The 15,992-nt window shown below is 70.6% G+C and carries 18 protein-coding genes and 1 tRNA gene; 10 read left to right on the forward strand and 9 right to left on the reverse strand.

Going from position 1 to position 15,992, the window contains the following annotated elements; translation table 11 throughout:
* The first annotated feature begins 6 nt into the window (after positions 1-6).
* Positions 7-303 carry a DUF1905 domain-containing protein gene (locus RN607_RS05300; RefSeq protein ID WP_313500604.1) on the forward strand — a complete coding sequence of 99 codons (297 nt, stop codon included), beginning with the start codon at positions 7-9 and terminating at the stop codon, positions 301-303.
* Between the two features lie 103 nt (positions 304-406).
* The gene (locus tag RN607_RS05305; protein ID WP_313544837.1) at positions 407-973 is read left to right on the forward strand and encodes a hypothetical protein; all 567 of its coding nucleotides are present in this window, start codon (positions 407-409) and stop codon (positions 971-973) included.
* Between the two features lie 24 nt (positions 974-997).
* Here the strand turns inward: RN607_RS05305 and RN607_RS05310 are convergent, their stop codons facing one another.
* The gene (locus RN607_RS05310; protein ID WP_313544839.1) at positions 998-1,879 is read right to left on the reverse strand and encodes an NAD(P)H-hydrate dehydratase; all 882 of its coding nucleotides are present in this window, start codon (positions 1,877-1,879) and stop codon (positions 998-1,000) included.
* A 42-nt stretch (positions 1,880-1,921) separates the two neighbouring features.
* On the opposite strand from RN607_RS05310, the gene def reads away from it, so the two are divergent.
* Entirely contained in the window at positions 1,922-2,419 is a 498-nt protein-coding gene (gene def / locus RN607_RS05315) for a peptide deformylase (RefSeq protein ID WP_313500614.1), read from the forward strand.
* 49 nt (positions 2,420-2,468) lie between these two features.
* On the opposite strand, the gene RN607_RS05320 is transcribed toward def, so the two are convergent.
* On the reverse strand, positions 2,469-3,119 hold the full coding sequence (locus RN607_RS05320) for an NAD(P)H-hydrate epimerase (protein WP_313500617.1): 651 nt from the start codon (positions 3,117-3,119) through the stop codon (positions 2,469-2,471).
* A 155-nt stretch (positions 3,120-3,274) separates the two neighbouring features.
* Here RN607_RS05320 and RN607_RS05325 point away from each other — a divergent pair, with 155 nt between their 5' ends.
* Positions 3,275-3,772, forward strand: coding sequence for a DUF3145 domain-containing protein (locus RN607_RS05325; protein WP_313500620.1), 498 nt, complete (start codon positions 3,275-3,277; stop codon positions 3,770-3,772).
* A 3-nt stretch (positions 3,773-3,775) separates the two neighbouring features.
* Positions 3,776-4,138, forward strand: coding sequence for a nuclear transport factor 2 family protein (locus RN607_RS05330; RefSeq protein WP_313500623.1), 363 nt, complete (start codon positions 3,776-3,778; stop codon positions 4,136-4,138).
* Between the two features lie 175 nt (positions 4,139-4,313).
* Here the strand turns inward: RN607_RS05330 and fabF are convergent, their stop codons facing one another.
* The 5 genes from fabF to RN607_RS05355 form a co-directional block, all read right to left on the reverse strand.
* The gene (gene fabF, locus RN607_RS05335; RefSeq protein ID WP_313500626.1) at positions 4,314-5,549 is read right to left on the reverse strand and encodes a beta-ketoacyl-ACP synthase II; all 1,236 of its coding nucleotides are present in this window, start codon (positions 5,547-5,549) and stop codon (positions 4,314-4,316) included.
* Positions 5,550-5,607: 58 nt separating this feature from the next.
* On the reverse strand, positions 5,608-5,856 hold the full coding sequence (locus RN607_RS05340) for an acyl carrier protein (protein WP_313500629.1): 249 nt from the start codon (positions 5,854-5,856) through the stop codon (positions 5,608-5,610).
* A 74-nt stretch (positions 5,857-5,930) separates the two neighbouring features.
* A complete protein-coding gene (locus tag RN607_RS05345; protein ID WP_313544841.1) occupies positions 5,931-6,932 on the reverse strand; it encodes a beta-ketoacyl-ACP synthase III in 1,002 nt (333 codons plus the stop codon).
* Positions 6,929-7,798, reverse strand: coding sequence for an ACP S-malonyltransferase (locus RN607_RS05350; protein WP_376784239.1), 870 nt, complete (start codon positions 7,796-7,798; stop codon positions 6,929-6,931). The genes RN607_RS05345 and RN607_RS05350 overlap by 4 nt, the downstream gene beginning before the upstream one ends.
* A gap of 122 nt (positions 7,799-7,920) precedes the next feature.
* Positions 7,921-9,090: a PucR family transcriptional regulator gene (locus tag RN607_RS05355; RefSeq protein ID WP_313500638.1), complete on the reverse strand. Its 1,170-nt coding sequence runs from the start codon at positions 9,088-9,090 to the stop codon at positions 7,921-7,923.
* Positions 9,091-9,327: 237 nt separating this feature from the next.
* Here RN607_RS05355 and RN607_RS05360 point away from each other — a divergent pair, with 237 nt between their 5' ends.
* Entirely contained in the window at positions 9,328-10,530 is a 1,203-nt protein-coding gene (locus RN607_RS05360; protein WP_313544843.1) for a hypothetical protein, read from the forward strand.
* Between the two features lie 23 nt (positions 10,531-10,553).
* Here the strand turns inward: RN607_RS05360 and aceE are convergent, their stop codons facing one another.
* The gene (gene aceE / locus RN607_RS05365; protein WP_313500644.1) at positions 10,554-13,265 is read right to left on the reverse strand and encodes a pyruvate dehydrogenase (acetyl-transferring), homodimeric type; all 2,712 of its coding nucleotides are present in this window, start codon (positions 13,263-13,265) and stop codon (positions 10,554-10,556) included.
* A gap of 269 nt (positions 13,266-13,534) precedes the next feature.
* On the opposite strand from aceE, the gene RN607_RS05370 reads away from it, so the two are divergent.
* From RN607_RS05370 to RN607_RS05380, 3 genes are all read left to right on the forward strand, one after another.
* Positions 13,535-13,963, forward strand: coding sequence for a DUF3052 domain-containing protein (locus tag RN607_RS05370; protein ID WP_313500647.1), 429 nt, complete (start codon positions 13,535-13,537; stop codon positions 13,961-13,963).
* Entirely contained in the window at positions 13,960-14,424 is a 465-nt protein-coding gene (locus tag RN607_RS05375) for a redoxin domain-containing protein (RefSeq protein WP_313500650.1), read from the forward strand. The genes RN607_RS05370 and RN607_RS05375 overlap by 4 nt, the downstream gene beginning before the upstream one ends.
* 86 nt (positions 14,425-14,510) lie before the next feature.
* Positions 14,511-14,587: transfer RNA gene (locus RN607_RS05380), tRNA-Val, on the forward strand.
* A 12-nt stretch (positions 14,588-14,599) separates the two neighbouring features.
* Here RN607_RS05380 and RN607_RS05385 read toward each other — a convergent pair.
* Positions 14,600-14,899, reverse strand: a complete 300-nt coding sequence (locus RN607_RS05385) for a hypothetical protein (RefSeq protein WP_313544845.1) — start codon at positions 14,897-14,899, stop codon at positions 14,600-14,602.
* Positions 14,900-15,110: 211 nt separating this feature from the next.
* Between RN607_RS05385 and RN607_RS05390 the strand changes: the two genes are divergently transcribed.
* Positions 15,111-15,986: a potassium channel family protein gene (locus tag RN607_RS05390; protein WP_313544847.1), complete on the forward strand. Its 876-nt coding sequence runs from the start codon at positions 15,111-15,113 to the stop codon at positions 15,984-15,986.
* The last annotated feature ends 6 nt before the right edge of the window (positions 15,987-15,992 follow it).

A 15,992-nucleotide genomic window follows, 5' to 3' on the forward strand; every position in this document is an offset into this window, starting at 1 on the left:
CGACGCGTGACGCAGTTCCACTTCGACGCCGACCTCTACCTCTGGGAATCCAGGCGAGAGACCTGGGTCTTCGCCGACCTTCCGCACGATGTCGCGGACGTGATCGAGGACGCCCAGACCGGACCCCGCCGAGGCTTCGGAGCGGTCAGGGTCGAGGTCACGCTCGGGACGACGACCTGGCGCACGAGCATCTTCCCCTCCAAGGGCCGCGGCACGTACATCCTTCCCGTCAAGCGTGCGGTGCTCGACGCCGAAGGCGTCGTGCCGACCGCTCGCGTCGCGCTCAGCCTCCACACCGTCTGAGCGGCCTCCAGGTCGTGCGACGAGGCGACGGCGGGCGACCACGCGCCTACGCTTGGTTGCGACGGGATGTCCCGCATCCCCCCGAGCTGAGGCGGTGGGAACCATGAGCGAGTCGACGGCGCCTGCGGCGGTCGAAGCCCCCACGGGCGCACGAGGTGCGTGGCGCGCGACCAGCGTGGGCATCCCGATCCACGCGCTGCTCGCCCTGACGTGGGGCCCGCTCGGCGCATGGGCCTACGGCGCGCTCATCGACGGGGCCGGCGACGGCGACCTGCAGGTGCTCACAGGGGTGGCGCTCGCACTGGTCCACCTGGTGATCCTGGTCGTGGGCATCGCGCTCGTGTCGCACACGCTCGGGCGCGTGGTCGCCACCGCGACCGCCCACCGCAGCCGCGTCACCGGGGTGGCGTCCTTCGCGGTGCTCGGCGGGCTGCTGGCGCTCGTGCCCTCGCCGCTGTTCCTCATCGACCAGCCGCACGCCGGCGCGGCGCTCGTGCTCGTGCTCGTGGGCCTGGTGCTGCCCTGCGCCATGACCGCCGGCGCGACCCGGCTCGTGCTTCCGGCCATGTCGACCGGGCGACGCCCCGCCATCGCGGCAGCGCTCGCCGCCGTCGCGCTCGTCGCTGCCGGCGTCTTCGCGGCGGTGGTGCTCTTCGGGTGGCCACTGTGACCGTGTCCCCGCGCTGACCGGGCCTCAGGGCTCGCGAAGGCCCCTGATGACCTCAGGGACGGCGGCGGCGACGTCCATCGCGGTGATCGGACCGCCGCGCCCGGTGGGGGCGAGCGGGTCGTCGCCCGCGGCGGCGGCGGCCGCTCGCGCGTGCACCCACGCCGCGCAGGCGCCTGCGTCAGCCGCGTCCAATCCTGAGGCGAGCAGCGCCCCGGCGATCCCTGCGAGCACGTCTCCCGCGCCGGCCGTCGCGAGCCACGGCGTCGCCACCGGCAGCTCGCGCACCGAGCCGCCCGGGGAGGCGATGAGCGTGCGGGAGCCCTTCAGCAGCACGGTGGCACGCGTGATCTCCGCGAGCAGCCGCGCGTGCCCTGCGCGATCGTGACGCACGTCGGCGGCCGTCACGTCGTGGCGGATGGCGCCCAGCGCGCGCACGAGCTCACCCTCGTGAGGCGTCATCAGCACGCGGTCAGGAGGCGTGCGGCGCGAACCCGAGTGGCGAGCCCGAGCGCAGTCCTCGAGCGCCCCAGCATCTACCACGCACGGCACGCCGCTCGCGAGCACGGCCCCGATCACGGCCTCCTGGCCCGCGTCGTCCGCCACGCCCGAGCCGACGGTCCACGCCTGCGCGCGCGGCAGCCGGTCCACCGCGTCGGCGTCCGCGTGGACGACCGTCTCCGGGCGTGTCGCCAGCACCAGGTCCTGGGCGCGCCGCGGACCGACGTAGCGCACCATCCCCGCGCCGGCGCGTGCGGCTCCTGACACGCACAGCACGGCCGCGCCCGGATACGCGTCCGAGCCCGCCACGACGCCGACGACGCCACGCGAGTACTTGTCGTCCTCCGCCAGCGGGCGCGGCCACAGCGCGACGACGTCGTCCTCGTCCACCGACGCGCCCATGACCATGAGACCAGCCTGGCACACGCATCGGCGTGGAAGAATGGCGGCATGGCAATGCGAGACATCCGTGTCACCGGCGATCCCGTGCTCCGCACCCCCTGCGAGCCGATCACCGACATCGACGACCGGGTCCGCCAGCTCGTCGAGGACCTGCTGGAGACCGTCGACTACGAGGGCCGGGCCGGCCTCGCGGCGAACCAGATCGGTGTCAGCCTTCGCGCGTTCTCGTGGAACATCGACGGCGACATCGGCTACATCCTCAACCCCGTCATCACCGAGAACTCCGAGGAGATGCAGGAGCTCGGCGAGGAGGGCTGCCTCTCGGTCCCCGGCCTCTGGTACCCGTGCGAACGCCCGGCGTTCGCACGCGCCGAGGGAACGGATCTCGACGGTAGCCTCGTGGTCGTCGAGGGCGAGGAGATCTGGGCCCGCCTCATCAACCACGAGTGCGACCACCTGGACGGCAAGCTGTACCTCGACCGCCTGGACAAGGGCGTGCGTCGCAAGGCGATGAAGGAGCTGCGGGAGTCGCTCGAGGCGTCCTGACACAGGGCTGAGGGCTGCGGGTCTGCGAAGCCCGGCGCGAGCCGGATGGTCAGGCGCTCCTCCATCCCAGGTCCACGCCCACGTCGGCTATCACCACGCGCCCTGCTGCTGCGGCAGCGGGATGCTCGACCAGGCAGTGCTTGGGCGCCGTGAACGTCACGGTGGAGGTCGCGATCACGTGAGGGGCCTCGTCGGCCGATGAGTCGGCCTCGAGACCGCTAGGCAGGTCCACCGCCACGACCGGCGTCGTGCGCGGGATCAGTGCGACCACGCCGGCGACCGGCTCGCGCAACCCCGCGCGGGATCCCAGCCCGACGATGCCGTCGATCACAAGATCCGCGCCCGCGACAAGAAGCGCACCCGACGAGAGCTCCGCCTGGACGCCGCCCGCGCCGCTCAGCCGGGCCGCTCCGCGTTCGTGGAGGCGCTCAGCGCACGGGACGACCCGCACCACCGCTCCTCGCTCCGCGAGCAGCGCACCGGCCAGGAGCGCGTCACCGCCGTTGTTGCCGCTCCCGGCCAGCACGACGACGGCCGCACCCTCCACGCCATCGGGCCTGCTCGCGAGCAGGCGTCCGCACTCGTGCGCGACGGCGGAGGCCGCCCGATCCATGAGCGCGGACTCCGGCGTGGTGAGCATCGTCCAGTCCTCGGCGTCCCGCATCTGCCCCGCGGTCATCGGCTCGTCCGTCGTCGCCATGCTGTCCAGGGTGGCACAACGGCACGCGAACACACCCTCGTCCGGCCGGTGTGCTGGCATTTTGGCCCACCTTGGGGCACCATAGAGGCACACCCGGCTCAGCGGGCCGCCTTCGAGGTCGTAGGGGAAGACGCACCTCAGAGGAAGGAAGGGTCATGGCTGCCATCACCCGTGGTGTTCTTTTCGTGCACTCCGCTACTCGCGCGATGTGCCCGCACATCGAGTGGGCCGCGCAAGGAGTGCTGGGCTCGCGCGCCCACTTCGAATGGACCGACCAGCCTGCCGGCAACCGCATGTTCCGCGCCGAGGTGGCGTGGCAGGGACGCCCCGGCACGGGTGCGACGCTCGCGTCGGCGCTGCGTGGCTGGGAGCACGTCCGCTACGAGGTGACCGAGGATCCGTCGTTCGGCTGCGATGGCGGACGCTGGATGCACACGCCGTCGCTCGGCATCTTCCACGCGGTCACGGACGTGCACGGCAACATCGTGGTACCCGAGGACCGCATCCGGTCCGTGCTCGAGGCAGGCGCTTCCGCCGCCGAGCTGTCACGAGCCATGAACCTCGCGCTCGGCACCGCATGGGACGAGGAGCTCGAGCCGTTCCGCTATGCGGGCCACGGTGCCCCCGTGCGTTGGCTGCACCGCGTCGGGTAGCCCATGGAGCTCTCCCGGGACGACGCGCTTCTCCTGCAGGCCATGGAGGAGGCGATGTGGCGACCCGAGACACGATTCGACAGGGCCTACATGGAGGCCGTGCTCGCGCCTGGATTCACCGAGGTGGGGCAGTCGGGCCGGGTCTACACGCGTGACGAATCGATCGATGCGCCGTACCAGGAGATCGACGTGGTGCTCCCGCTCACCGGATTCCGTGTCGAGGCCGTCTGCGCGCACGGCGCTCTGGTGCTCTACACCTCGATGCCTCAGCACGGCACTCGCGGTGCAGCGCATCGCAGCTCGATCTGGACCCTGACGGATCGATGGCGCCTCAGGTATCACCAGGCGACCGCTGTCGACCTCTAGGGCTGAGGCGCCCCACCAGTACGAACCACTATGCAGGTCGACACGCCGGTGGGGGAGCATCGTGGCGTCGATCTCCGGCGTGTTGCCGTCCCGATTGGTTCGCACTGTCGGGGGAGGGGACGACGAAGGGCCGAGCTCTCGAGGAGCCCGGCCCTTTCGCACGTGGTGAGCGGTGTCAGATGCTGGCGAACACCAGCGCCACGTTGTGGCCGCCGAATCCGAACGAGTTGTTGATCGCGGCGATCTGGCCCTCGGCGGGGAGCGCGCGCGGCACATCGCGCACCAGGTCGACCTGCAGCTCCGGATCGGGCTGCGTGACGTTGATCGTGGGAGGCGCGGTGCGCGTCTCCAGAGCCTTGACGGTGAAGACGGACTCGAGCGCGCCGGCGCCGCCCAGCAGGTGGCCCGTCATGGACTTCGTGGCGGACAGCGCCACCGAGTCCGCGTGCGAGCCGAGCAGGGTGCGGATGCCGCGCGCCTCGATCATGTCGCCCACCGGGGTGGAGGTGGCGTGCGCGTTGACGTGCACCACGTCGGCCGTCGTGAGACCCGCGTCCTGCAGCGCCAGCTCCATCGCGCGGGTCTGGCCGGCGCCGGTCGGCTCAGGCGCCGCGATGTGGTGACCGTCGGCGGTCATGCCCCGCCCGAGCAGGCGGGCGTAGATGCGAGCGCCGCGCGCCTTCGCGTGGCTCTCGGATTCGAGGATCACCACGCCGGCCCCTTCGCCCAGGACGAAGCCGTCGCGCGTCACGTCGTACGGACGGGAGGCGCCGGCAGGGTCGTCATTGCGCTTGGAGAGCGCCTGCATGGCGGCGAACGCCGAGATCGGCAGCGGGTGGATCGCCGCCTCGGTGCCGCCCGCGATCACCACGTCGGCCCGGCCGGACTCGATCATCTCGAGGCCCATGCCGATCGCCTCGGCGCCGGAGGCGCATGCGGAGACCGGGGAGTGCGCACCGGCACGAGCCTTGAACTCGAGCGACACGTACGCGGTGGGGGAGTTCGGCATCAGCATGGGCACGGTGAGGGGCAGGACGCGCGACGCGCCCCGCTCCTTCACCGTGTCCCATGCCGAGAGCAGCGTCCAGACCCCGCCGATGCCCGAGGACACGATCGAGCCGAGCCTCTCAGGGTCCACGTCGGGGGAGCCCGCGTCCGCCCACGCCTCGCGCGCTGCCACGATCGCCATCTGGGCGGACGGGTCCATGCGCTTGGTCTCTGGACGTGACAGGACCTCCTCCGGCCGCACCGCGAGCTGTCCAGCGAAGTGGACGGGCACGCCGTACGTCTCAGCCCAGTCGTTGTCGAGCGTGCGGACGCCCGAGCGTCCCGCGAGCGCGGCCTCCCAGGTGCTCGCGACGTCTCCGCCTAGGGGAGAGGTCGTGCCGAGTCCGGTGACGACGACAGTCATGGGTGAGCCTTTCGTGATGCGGGGGCTGGGTGGTGCGTGACGCTGGGTGGTGCTGTGGTCAGTCCTGGGCACCCGTGATGTAGGTGACGGCGTCGCCCACGGTGATGAGGTTCTTGACGTCCTCATCGGGGATGCGGACGTCGAACTTCTCCTCGGCGAGGGTGACGATCGTCATCATCGACAGCGAGTCGATGTCCAGGTCGTCCGTGAAGGACTTCTCAGCGGTGACCTCGGCGGCGTCGATGCCCGTCTCGTCGACGACGATCTCGGCCAGGCCCTCAAGGACCTCGTTCTCAGACAGAGCCATCTTTCTCTCCTTGTTCGTCGGCGCCTCTGCGACGCCGTGCTCGTGGGTGAACCCTGACAAATCTAGTGGTGCGGCTACGGCAGCGCGATGACCTGCGCACCGTAGACCAGACCGGCGCCGAAGCCGATCTGCAGCGCGAGGTCGCCGGACCTTGCATCGCCGTCGCGCAGCACCCGCTCGGTCGCGAGAGGGATCGACGCGGCAGAGGTGTTGCCGGAATCGACGATGTCCTTGGCCACGACGACCTTCTTGGGAAGGCCGATCTGCTTCACCATCTGGTCGATGATGCGCACGTTCGCCTGGTGCGGGATGAAGACGTCGATGTCGTCCGGCGTGAGGCCGGCGGCCTCGATGGCCTCGAGGGCGATCTTGGGCATCTTGAAGGACGCCCACTTGAAGACGCTGGGTCCCTCCTGGCGGAGCGTCGGGAACGGCGTGCCAGGCACGTCGCGGACGTCGAGCCATGAGGACGTCTGGTGGATCAGCTCTGCTCCAGCGCCGTCGGAGCCCCAGATGGTGGGGCCGATGCCGGGCGTGTCAGACGCGCCGACCACGACGGCACCTGCGGCGTCGCCCAGCAGGTAGGAGATGGAACGGTCCGCAGGGTCCACCCAGTCGCTGAGCTTCTCGGCGCCGACGACGAGCACGTTGCGGGCGCTGCCGGAGCGCACGAGCGCGTCGGCCTGGCCGATGCCGTAGCAGTAGCCCGCGCATGCGGCGGAGATGTCGAAGGCGGCGGCGGGGGTGGCGCCGAGCCTGTCGGCGAGGACGGGCGCGCCACCAGGGGTGATGTGCGGGTACGAGATGGTGGACAGGATCACCGCGTCGATGTCGGTGGCCTCGAGCCCAGCCTTCGCGATCGCGTCACGGGAGGCGCGCTCCGACAGGTCGATCACCGACGTGTCCTTGTTCGCGCGCACACGGGTCACGATGCCCGTCATCTTGCGGATCCACTCGTCCGACGAGTTGATCGGCTCGATCAGGTCGTCGTTCGGCACGGCGTTCTCGCCTCGGGCGACTCCGAGTCCGAGGATGCGGGTGTACTCGGGTCCTCGACGGACGTTGAGGGTGGTCACGCGTGTGCCTCCAGGAGCTCTCGTGCGGCAGGCAGATCGTCGGGTGTCTTGAGGGCGACTGCCGACACGCCCTTCATCCCACGCTTGGCGAGCCCGGTGAGGACTCCGCCGGGCGCCACCTCAAGGATGCCCGTCACTCCGAGCTCCAGCATCCGCTCCATGCAAAGATCCCAGCGCACGGGGTTCGCCACCTGCGTGACGAGGCGCGACAGCGCGTCGTCACCTGACGCGACGGGCGCACCGTCGGCGTTGGACAGCAGGGTCGCGCTCGGCTGGTGACGGACCACGTCCTGCGCCGCGGCGGCGAGCGCCTGGACCGCAGGCTCCATGTACGAGGTGTGGAACGCGCCTGCGACCTGAAGCTCGATCACGCGGGCGCGGGCCGGCGGTGCGGCCACGAGCGCCTCGATCGCGGACTTCGCGCCCGCGGCGACCACCTGGCCGCCTCCGTTCGCGTTGGCCGGGGTGAGGCCCAGCTGCGCGAGAAGCGAGGCCACCTCCTCCGCGTCGCCGCCGAGGACCGCCGCCATGGAGGTCGGCTCGGCCGCCGCTGCGGCGTCGGCCATCGCGCGGCCACGTACCGTGACGAGCGACATCGCGTCGGCGTCCGAGAGCACCCCGCTCAGCGCCGCCGCACCGAACTCGCCGACGCTGTGACCCGCGACCAGGCCCGGAGCCGCGCCCGCGAGGGCCTCGCGACCCGTGGCGATCGCCGTGGCGACGAGCAGGGGCTGCGCGATGGCCGTGTCCCTGATGGTGTCCGCGTCCGACGTGGTGCCATGCGCGATGAGGTCCACCTCTGTGGCATCCGACAAAGCATGGAGGGTCTGCGCCACCGACTCGATCTCGAGCCAAGGGGTGAGCATTCCAGGAGTTTGGGCACCCTGACCGGGGCACAGGACAGCAAGCATGCCTCTAGGGTGCCCCACGGGAGCGTCGGCATGGGGCAGGCTCGACGAAGAATCACGCATGAGATTCTGTCGATTTCCTACAAAGACGGAGGCGTGGACTCACGGAGACGCCCCAGCGCCATCGCCGTGCTGAGAACGTGCGCGTCGCGCGTGTGGAGCACATCCCAGCCCGTGATCTCCGCCACCTTCTTGAGGCGGTAGCGCACGGTGTTGGCATGGACGAACATGGTGCGTGCAGTGAGCTCGAGGGAGCGCCCGCAGTCGAGGAACGTGGCGACCGTCTCCTGCAGCGCTCCGCCGGCGCGCTGGATCGGGTCGTACGCGATCGCCAGCAACCGGTCGCGTGCGGCGGCATCGCCGACCAGCACCCGCTCGGGCAGCAGATCGTCCGCGTGCACAGGCCGCGGCGCGAGCGCCCAGGCGGGCGCCGCGGTGGCGCCCGCGATCGCGGCGCGGGTGGCGCGCGCGACCTCCAGGAGCGTGACCGCAGGCGGGCCGAGCACCACAGGACCAGGGCCGAACACGTGCAGGAGCTGCTTCGCCACAGCCTCGTGGGACTCGTCGGTGCGGGCGACCACCACCAGGTCGTCCCCGTGGATGCCCACGAGCGCGTTCCCGGCAGCGCGGCGGATGCTGCGGCGCACCTCGGCCGACTCGACCTCGCCGAGCGCGCTCGCTGTCGTGCCGACCATGACCAGGGTGGGTCCCGGCTTCCACCCGAGCGCTGCGGCACGCGAGGGGATCGCGTCGTCCACCTCGCCGCGGACGAGGGCATCGACGACCAGGGCCTCGATGCGTGCGTCCCACGCGCCGCGGGACTCGGCTGCGCGCGCGTACACCTCTGCGGCGGAGAAGGCGATCTCCCGGGAGTAGCGGAGCACCGCCTCGCGGAGCATCTGCTCCGCGCCTGGCGCGGCGAAGTCGTCGGAGTGCCCCTCGACGACCTTGACGGCGGTGCGCACGATCGCCAGGGCGTGCTGGAGCGAGATGACTCGCGTGAGCTCCGGGGGCGCGGCGGCGAAGACCTCCATCGCGGAGCGCGTGGTCTCGGACCTGTCGGCGAACCAGGCGACGAACGAGTCGATGCCGGCCTGGGCGACGATCCCGACCCATGAGCGTTCGCGCGCGGGAAGCTCGCGGAACCAGTGGTAGTCGGCGTCGAGCGACTTGAGGGCTGCAGTGGCGAGCTGTCCGGAGCCTGCTCTCAGACGGCGCAGGGTCTCGGCGCGCGCGTCGGTCGAGGGCATGCGCCGATACTACCGCCGCCTTGTATGGAGTCCACAAGCAGGTGCCCCCCATTCGGGGGGATAACGCGTCGGTCGCGACACGTAGTGCCTGGTGGAGAGCCTGCCGTTTCCCCAGCTGGCTGTGGATATCGACGAAGGTGCAAGCCTTCACCCTCCACCTGAAGGTCATGAGTGCCTGCCCATGCCGTGCACGTGCAGGCGGACCCGTCTAGCGTGGATCGGGACGGAGGAGGGCGCATGGGAGCACGACCGAAGCCGCTGCTCGGAGGGATCCTGGGGCTGCTCCTCGCGGCGGTGGCGGTGACGCTCCTCACGGTGCTCGGGGTGATCGCGGCGGACCGCGCGGTCGTCTGGGGCGCGGCCGCGGTGGGCGTGCTGCTCGGCACGGTCATGCTGACGCAGCGCACGTCCCTCGCACGCAAGCGCGTGCTCACCATGGTGGTCGTCGCCGGACTTGCCGCCGGGATCGCCGTGACGGGCATCTCCGAGGTGGTCGGTGGCGGTTCCCTGAGCGACGGCTGCACGCTCGTCGCCACCTCGGACCTCGAGACTGCCCCGGTGTCCCCGCAGCAGACGTCGGCCACCGATCCGTTCGACGTCTCCTCATCCGACACCATCGTGTGGACCGCCACATCGTCGAGCGTGCTCACCGACTGGAACAGCGCCATCGCGGTCCGGGTGGGCGGCTTCGAGATCCCGCTGTGGACCGGCACCTATGCCAACGAGGCACAGGTGACCGAGCTGTCCGCGCGCGAGGATGTCGCCGCCCGCGTCGAGGCGTTCGAGCAGACGTACGGTTTCCCGCTCACCGGCGTCTACCACCTGGTGGGAACCCTCGACGCCGTGGAGGGTTCCTGCACGGTGGACCTGTACATGCGCGTCGAGCCCAGCCACGCGCTGGACGGGTTCCTGCTGGTGGGCCTGTGGGCGGTCGGTGCGGGGGTGCTGCTCGCGCTGCTCGTGCTCGCCTGGGACGTGCGAGGCTCGATCCGGGATGCCGACGCGTTCGCGGCGGCTTCTCACGGTGGAGACGTCCAGCCTCGGGGACGTGCCGCACGGCACAGCACGGACGGCGAGGTGGACGCGGCGGGTGACGCGGTGACGACCGAGCCGTCGCGGGATGAGCGGTCGGCGCGGGGACGGTCTGCCCCTGCCCGCGACAGCGCGCGCGGCGCGAGCGGAAGACGTTCGGGCTCGCGTGCGGACCGGGCCGGCTCCCCGGAGCGGTCGGGCTCCATGGTCGACGCGGCGGACGGCCAGGCGGCGGACGGCCACGACATCGTGGCGCCCTCGGAGAACGCGACGAGCGGACCGAGCGCGCTCGAAGGCGAGGTCGAGGCCGTCGGCGTCAGCGAGGTCGACGGCGCGGCTGCAGCCGACAGCGATGACGCCCCGGCCGATACCGGCGACGACGAAGGGCCCGCCACGCGCGATGCGTGACGGGCCCCACGTGGGTCGTCAGGTCAGGCGTCGCCGCCGGCGTTGCCGGAGGAGCCCTTCGTGACGTCGTGCAGCTCGTAGCGGTCGATCGCCTGGCCGACCACGTACGGGTCGATCTCCCCGCGGCGGGCCAGCTGCTGCAGCACCTTCACCGCAGTGGACGGCCCGTCGATCTTGAAGAAGCGACGTGCGGCGGCGCGCGTGTCCGAGAAGCCGAAGCCGTCGGCGCCGAGCGTGGCGTACGTGCCAGGGATCCATGCCCTCACCTGGTCGGGGACCAGGTGGTCGTAGTCCGTCGTCGCGACGAACGGGCCGTTCGCGCCGGCGAGCTTCTGCGTGAGGTACGGCGTGCGCACCGGCAGGTCGGGGTGCAGGAACGCCTGCTCGTCGGCCTGAAGGGCCTCGCGGCGGAGCTCGTTCCACGACGTGACCGACCACACGGTGGCGCGGACGCCCCAATGCGCGGCGAGCAGCTCCTGCGCCTCAAGCGCCCACGGGACCGCCACGCCGGACGCCAGGATCTGCGCCTCGGGGCCGTCTCCGGCGGGAGCGTCGGCGAGCTTGTAGATGCCCTTGAGGATGCCCTCGACGTCCACGTCGTCCGGCTCGGCCGGCTGCTGGATCGGCTCGTTGTAGACCGTCAGGTAGTACATGACGTTCTTGTCGCGGCCGTCCTCGGGGCCGTACATCCGCGCGATGCCGTCCTTGACGATGTGGCGGATCTCGTAGCCGAACGCCGGGTCGTAGTGGACCATCGCGCTGTTGGTGCCGGCGAGCAGCGGCGAGTGGCCGTCGGCGTGCTGGAGTCCCTCGCCGGTCAGTGTGGTGCGCCCGGCGGTGGCGCCGATGATGAACCCTCGGGTCATCTGGTCGCCGGCGGCCCAGAACTGGTCGCCGGTGCGCTGGAAGCCGAACATCGAATAGAAGATGTAGAACGGCACCAGCGGCTCGCCGTGCGTGGCGTAGGACGTGCCGACGGCCTGGAACGCGGCGGCGGAGCCGGCCTCGTTGATCCCCGTGTGCATGATCTGGCCGCTCGCGGACTCCTTGTAGGAGAGCATGAGCTCGCGGTCCACGGGCAGGTAGTTCTGCCCCTGGGTGTTGAAGATCTTCGCGCTGGGGAAGATCGCGTCGAGGCCGAACGTGCGGGCCTCGTCGGGGATGATCGGGACCAGGCGCTGGCCGAACTCCTTGTCCTTCACCAGGTCCTTGAAGAGGCGGACGATCGCCATGGTGGTGGCGACCTCCTGCTTGCCGGAGCCCTTCGCGAGCAGCTCGAACGCCTTGTCGTCAGGCAGCGGGATCTGCTTTCCGGGATCGCGGCGCTCGGGCACCCAGCCGCCCAGCTGGCGGCGCCGCTCGAGCATGTACTTGATCGCCGGGTCGTCGAAGCCGGGGTGGAAGTACGGCGGGTTGTACGGGTCGGCCTCGAGCTGCTCGTCGGTGAACGGCAGGTCGAACGTGTCGCGCAGCACCTTCATGTCGGCCACGTGGAGCTTCTTCATCTGGTGCGTCGAGTTGCGCGCCGCGAAGTTGGGGCCCAGGCCGTACCCCTTGACGGTCTTCGCGATGATGACGGTCGGCTTGCCGTTCTTCATCTGAGTCGCGCTCAGGTAGGCGGCGTAGAGCTTGCGGTAGTCGTGGCCGCCGCGCTTGAGCGCCCAGATCTCGTCGTCGGTCATGTCCTTAACGAGCTCCTTGGCGCGCGGGTCGCCGCCGAAGAACTGGTCACGGATGAACGCGCCCGACTCCGCCTTGAAGGTCTGGAAGTCGCCGTCGGGGACGGTGTTCATGAGGTTGACGAGCGAGCCGTCGTCCTTGGCCAGCAGCGGATCCCAGCCGCGGCCCCAGATGACCTTGATGACGTTCCAGCCGGCGCCGCGGAAGTACGCCTCGAGCTCCTGGATGATCTTGCCGTTGCCGCGCACGGGGCCGTCGAGGCGCTGCAGGTTGGCGTTGACGACGAAGGTGAGGTTGTCGAGGCCCTGGTTGGCGGCGAGCTGCAGCATGCCGCGCGACTCGGGCTCGTCCATCTCGCCGTCGCCGAGGAACGCCCACACGTGCTGCTGCGAGGTGTCCTTGATGCCGCGCAGGTGCAGGTATCGGTTGGTCCAGGCCTGGTAGATGGCCGAGGCGGGGCCAAGGCCCATGGAGACGGTGGGGAACTCCCACACGTCGGGCATGAGGCGCGGGTGCGGGTACGACGACAGGCCGCGGCCGGAGGCGGACTTCTCCTGGCGGAAGGAGTCGAGGTCCTCCTCGGAGAAGCGTCCCTCCATGAATCCGCGCGCGTACATCCCGGGCGCGGCGTGGCCCTGGAAGTAGATCTGGTCGCCGCCGCCGGGGTGGTCCTTGCCCTTGAAGAAGTGGTTGAGGCCCACCTCGTAGAGCGTGGCCACCGAGGCGTAGGACGAGATGTGGCCGCCGACGCCCTTGCCGGGCGCCTGCGCGCGCGTCACCATGGCCGCGGCGTTCCAGCGGATCCAGCCGCGGTAGCGGCGCTCCAGCTCCTCGTCGCCAGGGAACGCCGGCTCGTCGTCCACGTGGATCGTGTTGACGTAGGGGGTGTTGAGGCTGAGCGGGACCGACAGCTGGCGCTTGGCCGCGTGGTCAACCATGCGTTCGATCACGTACTCGGCGCGGCTCTCGCCGCCCGACTTGATCATGTCATCGATGGACTCGAGCCATTCAGCGGTCTCGGTGGGGTCCTTGTCGATAGCGCCGTGCTCTGTCACGGGTCCTCTTCCTGTCGCGGGCGCGGGGTGCTGCGCCGCTGTGTATCGGGGAATGCGGGTGTGGCCGCTCTCCGAGCCATTCTGGTCTGTATCCGGTGCGTTGTCACGCCGGCCTGGGCACGGAGGTACGCGCGGGGACCGAGGCACAGTATCACTGCGAGGACCAAGGTCCCGAACCTGCCGATTGCACCTGTTGCGCGCGGACCTCTACGCTGGTCCGAAGGCGCGTCGGCTGGCGCGGCTTCGACGAGGAAGGGAGCGCCGCCACCGTGGCGACACAGGAGGGCGCGACAGCCGCTGACAGCGGAGTCGCCGCAAGGCTCGGTATCGAGCATGGCCATGTCATCCAGGAGTTCGGCTACGACGACGACGTCGACCAGGCGCTTCGCGCCAGCGTCGAGGAGGCGACGGGGGAGTCCCTCGTCGATGAGGACTACGGGGATGTCACGGACGGTGTCATCGTGTGGTTCCGCGACGGCGACGACGACCTCGCCGACCTGCTGATGGACGTGCAGTCGCTGCTGGACGACGGGCGGCCCGTGTGGCTGCTCACCCCCAAGGCGGGCAGCGCGGGCGCCGTCGTGCCGCGTGATGTCGAGGAGGCGTCGTCCCTGGCCGGCCTGCACGCCACCTCCACCTTCGTGGTGGGGACGGGCTGGTGGGCCACCCAGCTCGTCGAGAAGGGGCGCAGCAAGTGACCCATCCGTTGGTGGGTCGGCCCGCACCGGCGTTCGCGCTCACGGACCAGAACGGCCGCAAGGTCTCGCTGGCGGAGCTGCGCGGCAAGGCCGTGCTGCTGGTGTTCGTGCCGTTCGCGTTCTCCGACACCTGCACCAACGAGCTTGTCGACCTGCGCGACGCGCCGGACCTGGCGGCCCGGGACGACCTGCAGGTGGTGGTCGTCTCGTGCGACTCGATCTACGTGTTGAAGGCGTGGGCGGACACCCACCGGTACCGCGGGACCATCCTGAGCGACTTCTGGCCGCACGGCGACGCGTCCCGGGACTACGGCGTGTTCAACGCCCAGAAGGGCCTGGCGACGCGGGGTACCTTCCTGATCGACGCCGACGGCGTGGTCAGGTGGGCGGTGGTCAACCCGACGGGTGAGGCGCGCGACGTGGACGACTACCGCCGGGAGGTGGCGGCGCTGCTCGGGTGACGCGCCGGTCGGACTCCCGCCGCAGCTCCAGGGCGGTCGGCCGACGGCGCGACGTCGCGAGGATCTAGGGGAGAATGTCTCCCCGAGGGCCCTTAGCTCAGCTGGTTAGAGCACTGCGCTTACACCGCAGGTGTCGTCGGTTCGAGTCCGGCAGGGCCCACCATTGCGAGTCCGGCTACGAGTCGACGTGCTCCGCGGCGGGGATCTCCGTCGCCACCACGTCGAAGCCTGGGGGCGGGTTGCGCCTGGCGACATCTCCCGCCACGGCCGCCGGGTATGCCAGGCCGCAGAGCGCGATCGCCGCGGAGGCGACCTGGCCCGCGGTGCCGTCCACCACAGCCGACACGATCGTCGCAGCGAGCATCGTCACCGCCGCGACCGTCAACGCGGGCGCGAGCGTGGCGAGCCAGAACCGCGTGTGTTCCTGCGAGGTCCATGGCCGCACCGACAGCATCAGCACCGTCTCGGATCTCATCGGTCGGTCCCTGTCCCTTCCTCCTGGTCCGGCGCGCAGGGAGCCTGCGCGGTGGACCGGCGTCGGGACCCTCATCGGCCGTGCTCCGCGATCGGTGAAGGAAACGGACGCCACCAGACCATGCGTTCGCGCGCGGACCGAGGAGTCGTCGGTCGCCGTGCGGCGTCCCGCGCTAGCCTCGGGGGGAGACCGAGGACGTGGGGAGGCCGCGATGGCGTTCGAGCAGCTGAGCACGATCACCGACGGCAGCCGGTATCACGGGTACCGCGAGCGGACCGACGGCGTCATGGCGGCGCTCGCATTCATCTTCCTGGTCGCCTGGTCGGCGCGCATCATCGGGTTCGTGACCTTCTCGGCCCACGTGCGGGTGGTCCTGGAGACGGTGCAGATCCTCATCTGGATGGTGTTCCTCGCGGACCTGATCATCCGCACGGTGCTGTCCGAGAAGTCGTGGCGCTACATCTGGACGCACCCGCTGGACGTGATCGCGGTGCTGCTGCCCGCGGCGCGACCTCTCAAGATCCTGTCGGTGTTCGCCCAGGGCGGTTCGATCCTGTCCTCCCGTGGACGCATGAAGACCATGCAGGCGGTCGTGCTGTCGACGGTGCTGCTCCTGTGGATCGGCTCCGTGTGGGTGCTGTCAGCCGAGCGCGAGGTCCCGGACTCGGCCATCAACACCTTCGGCGACGCGGTCTGGTGGGCGTTCGTGACGGTCACCACCGTCGGGTACGGCGACTACGCGCCCGTCAGCGTCACGGGGCGCATCGTGGCAGGCGGGATGATGCTGCTCGGCATCGCCCTCATCGGTGTCGTGACCGCCTCGGTGGCGGCATGGTTCGTGTCCGTCACCGCCGGCGAGGACGACGACAAGCGCGAGGCGGAGGAGGCCGACAGGGACAGGCACGCGCTCGAGGTCGCGGAACGTCGTCAGGCCGAGATGCTCACCCGCATCCAGACCCTCGAGGCGAAGATCGACGTGCTGCTCGCCCATGGAGAGACCCCGGAGGCCATCCTGGGCAAGAAGCCGCGCAGGTCGTCGCGCGACGGCGCACCGTCGGCTGGCGCCGACGAGGGGCCGGGGCAGTAGCGTGGA

Origin of the sequence: Demequina capsici (assembly GCF_032102965.1) — a bacterium.
In the GTDB taxonomy this organism is placed as follows: Bacteria; Actinomycetota; Actinomycetes; order Actinomycetales; family Demequinaceae; genus Demequina; species Demequina capsici.

Coding starts and splice junctions, on each gene's coding strand:
- RN607_RS05305 (WP_313544837.1), top strand. CDS start 407: ATGAGCGAGTCGACGGCGCCTGCGGCGGTCGAAGCCCCCACGGGCGCA.
- RN607_RS05310 (WP_313544839.1), bottom strand. CDS start 1,879: ATGGTCATGGGCGCGTCGGTGGACGAGGACGACGTCGTCGCGCTGTGG.
- def (WP_313500614.1), top strand. CDS start 1,922: ATGGCAATGCGAGACATCCGTGTCACCGGCGATCCCGTGCTCCGCACC.
- RN607_RS05320 (WP_313500617.1), bottom strand. CDS start 3,119: ATGGCGACGACGGACGAGCCGATGACCGCGGGGCAGATGCGGGACGCC.
- RN607_RS05325 (WP_313500620.1), top strand. CDS start 3,275: ATGGCTGCCATCACCCGTGGTGTTCTTTTCGTGCACTCCGCTACTCGC.
- RN607_RS05330 (WP_313500623.1), top strand. CDS start 3,776: ATGGAGCTCTCCCGGGACGACGCGCTTCTCCTGCAGGCCATGGAGGAG.
- fabF (WP_313500626.1), bottom strand. CDS start 5,549: ATGACTGTCGTCGTCACCGGACTCGGCACGACCTCTCCCCTAGGCGGA.
- RN607_RS05340 (WP_313500629.1), bottom strand. CDS start 5,856: ATGGCTCTGTCTGAGAACGAGGTCCTTGAGGGCCTGGCCGAGATCGTC.
- RN607_RS05350 (WP_376784239.1), bottom strand. CDS start 7,798: ATGCTCACCCCTTGGCTCGAGATCGAGTCGGTGGCGCAGACCCTCCAT.
- RN607_RS05355 (WP_313500638.1), bottom strand. CDS start 9,090: ATGCCCTCGACCGACGCGCGCGCCGAGACCCTGCGCCGTCTGAGAGCA.
- RN607_RS05360 (WP_313544843.1), top strand. CDS start 9,328: ATGGGAGCACGACCGAAGCCGCTGCTCGGAGGGATCCTGGGGCTGCTC.
- RN607_RS05385 (WP_313544845.1), bottom strand. CDS start 14,899: ATGAGATCCGAGACGGTGCTGATGCTGTCGGTGCGGCCATGGACCTCG.
- RN607_RS05390 (WP_313544847.1), top strand. CDS start 15,111: ATGGCGTTCGAGCAGCTGAGCACGATCACCGACGGCAGCCGGTATCAC.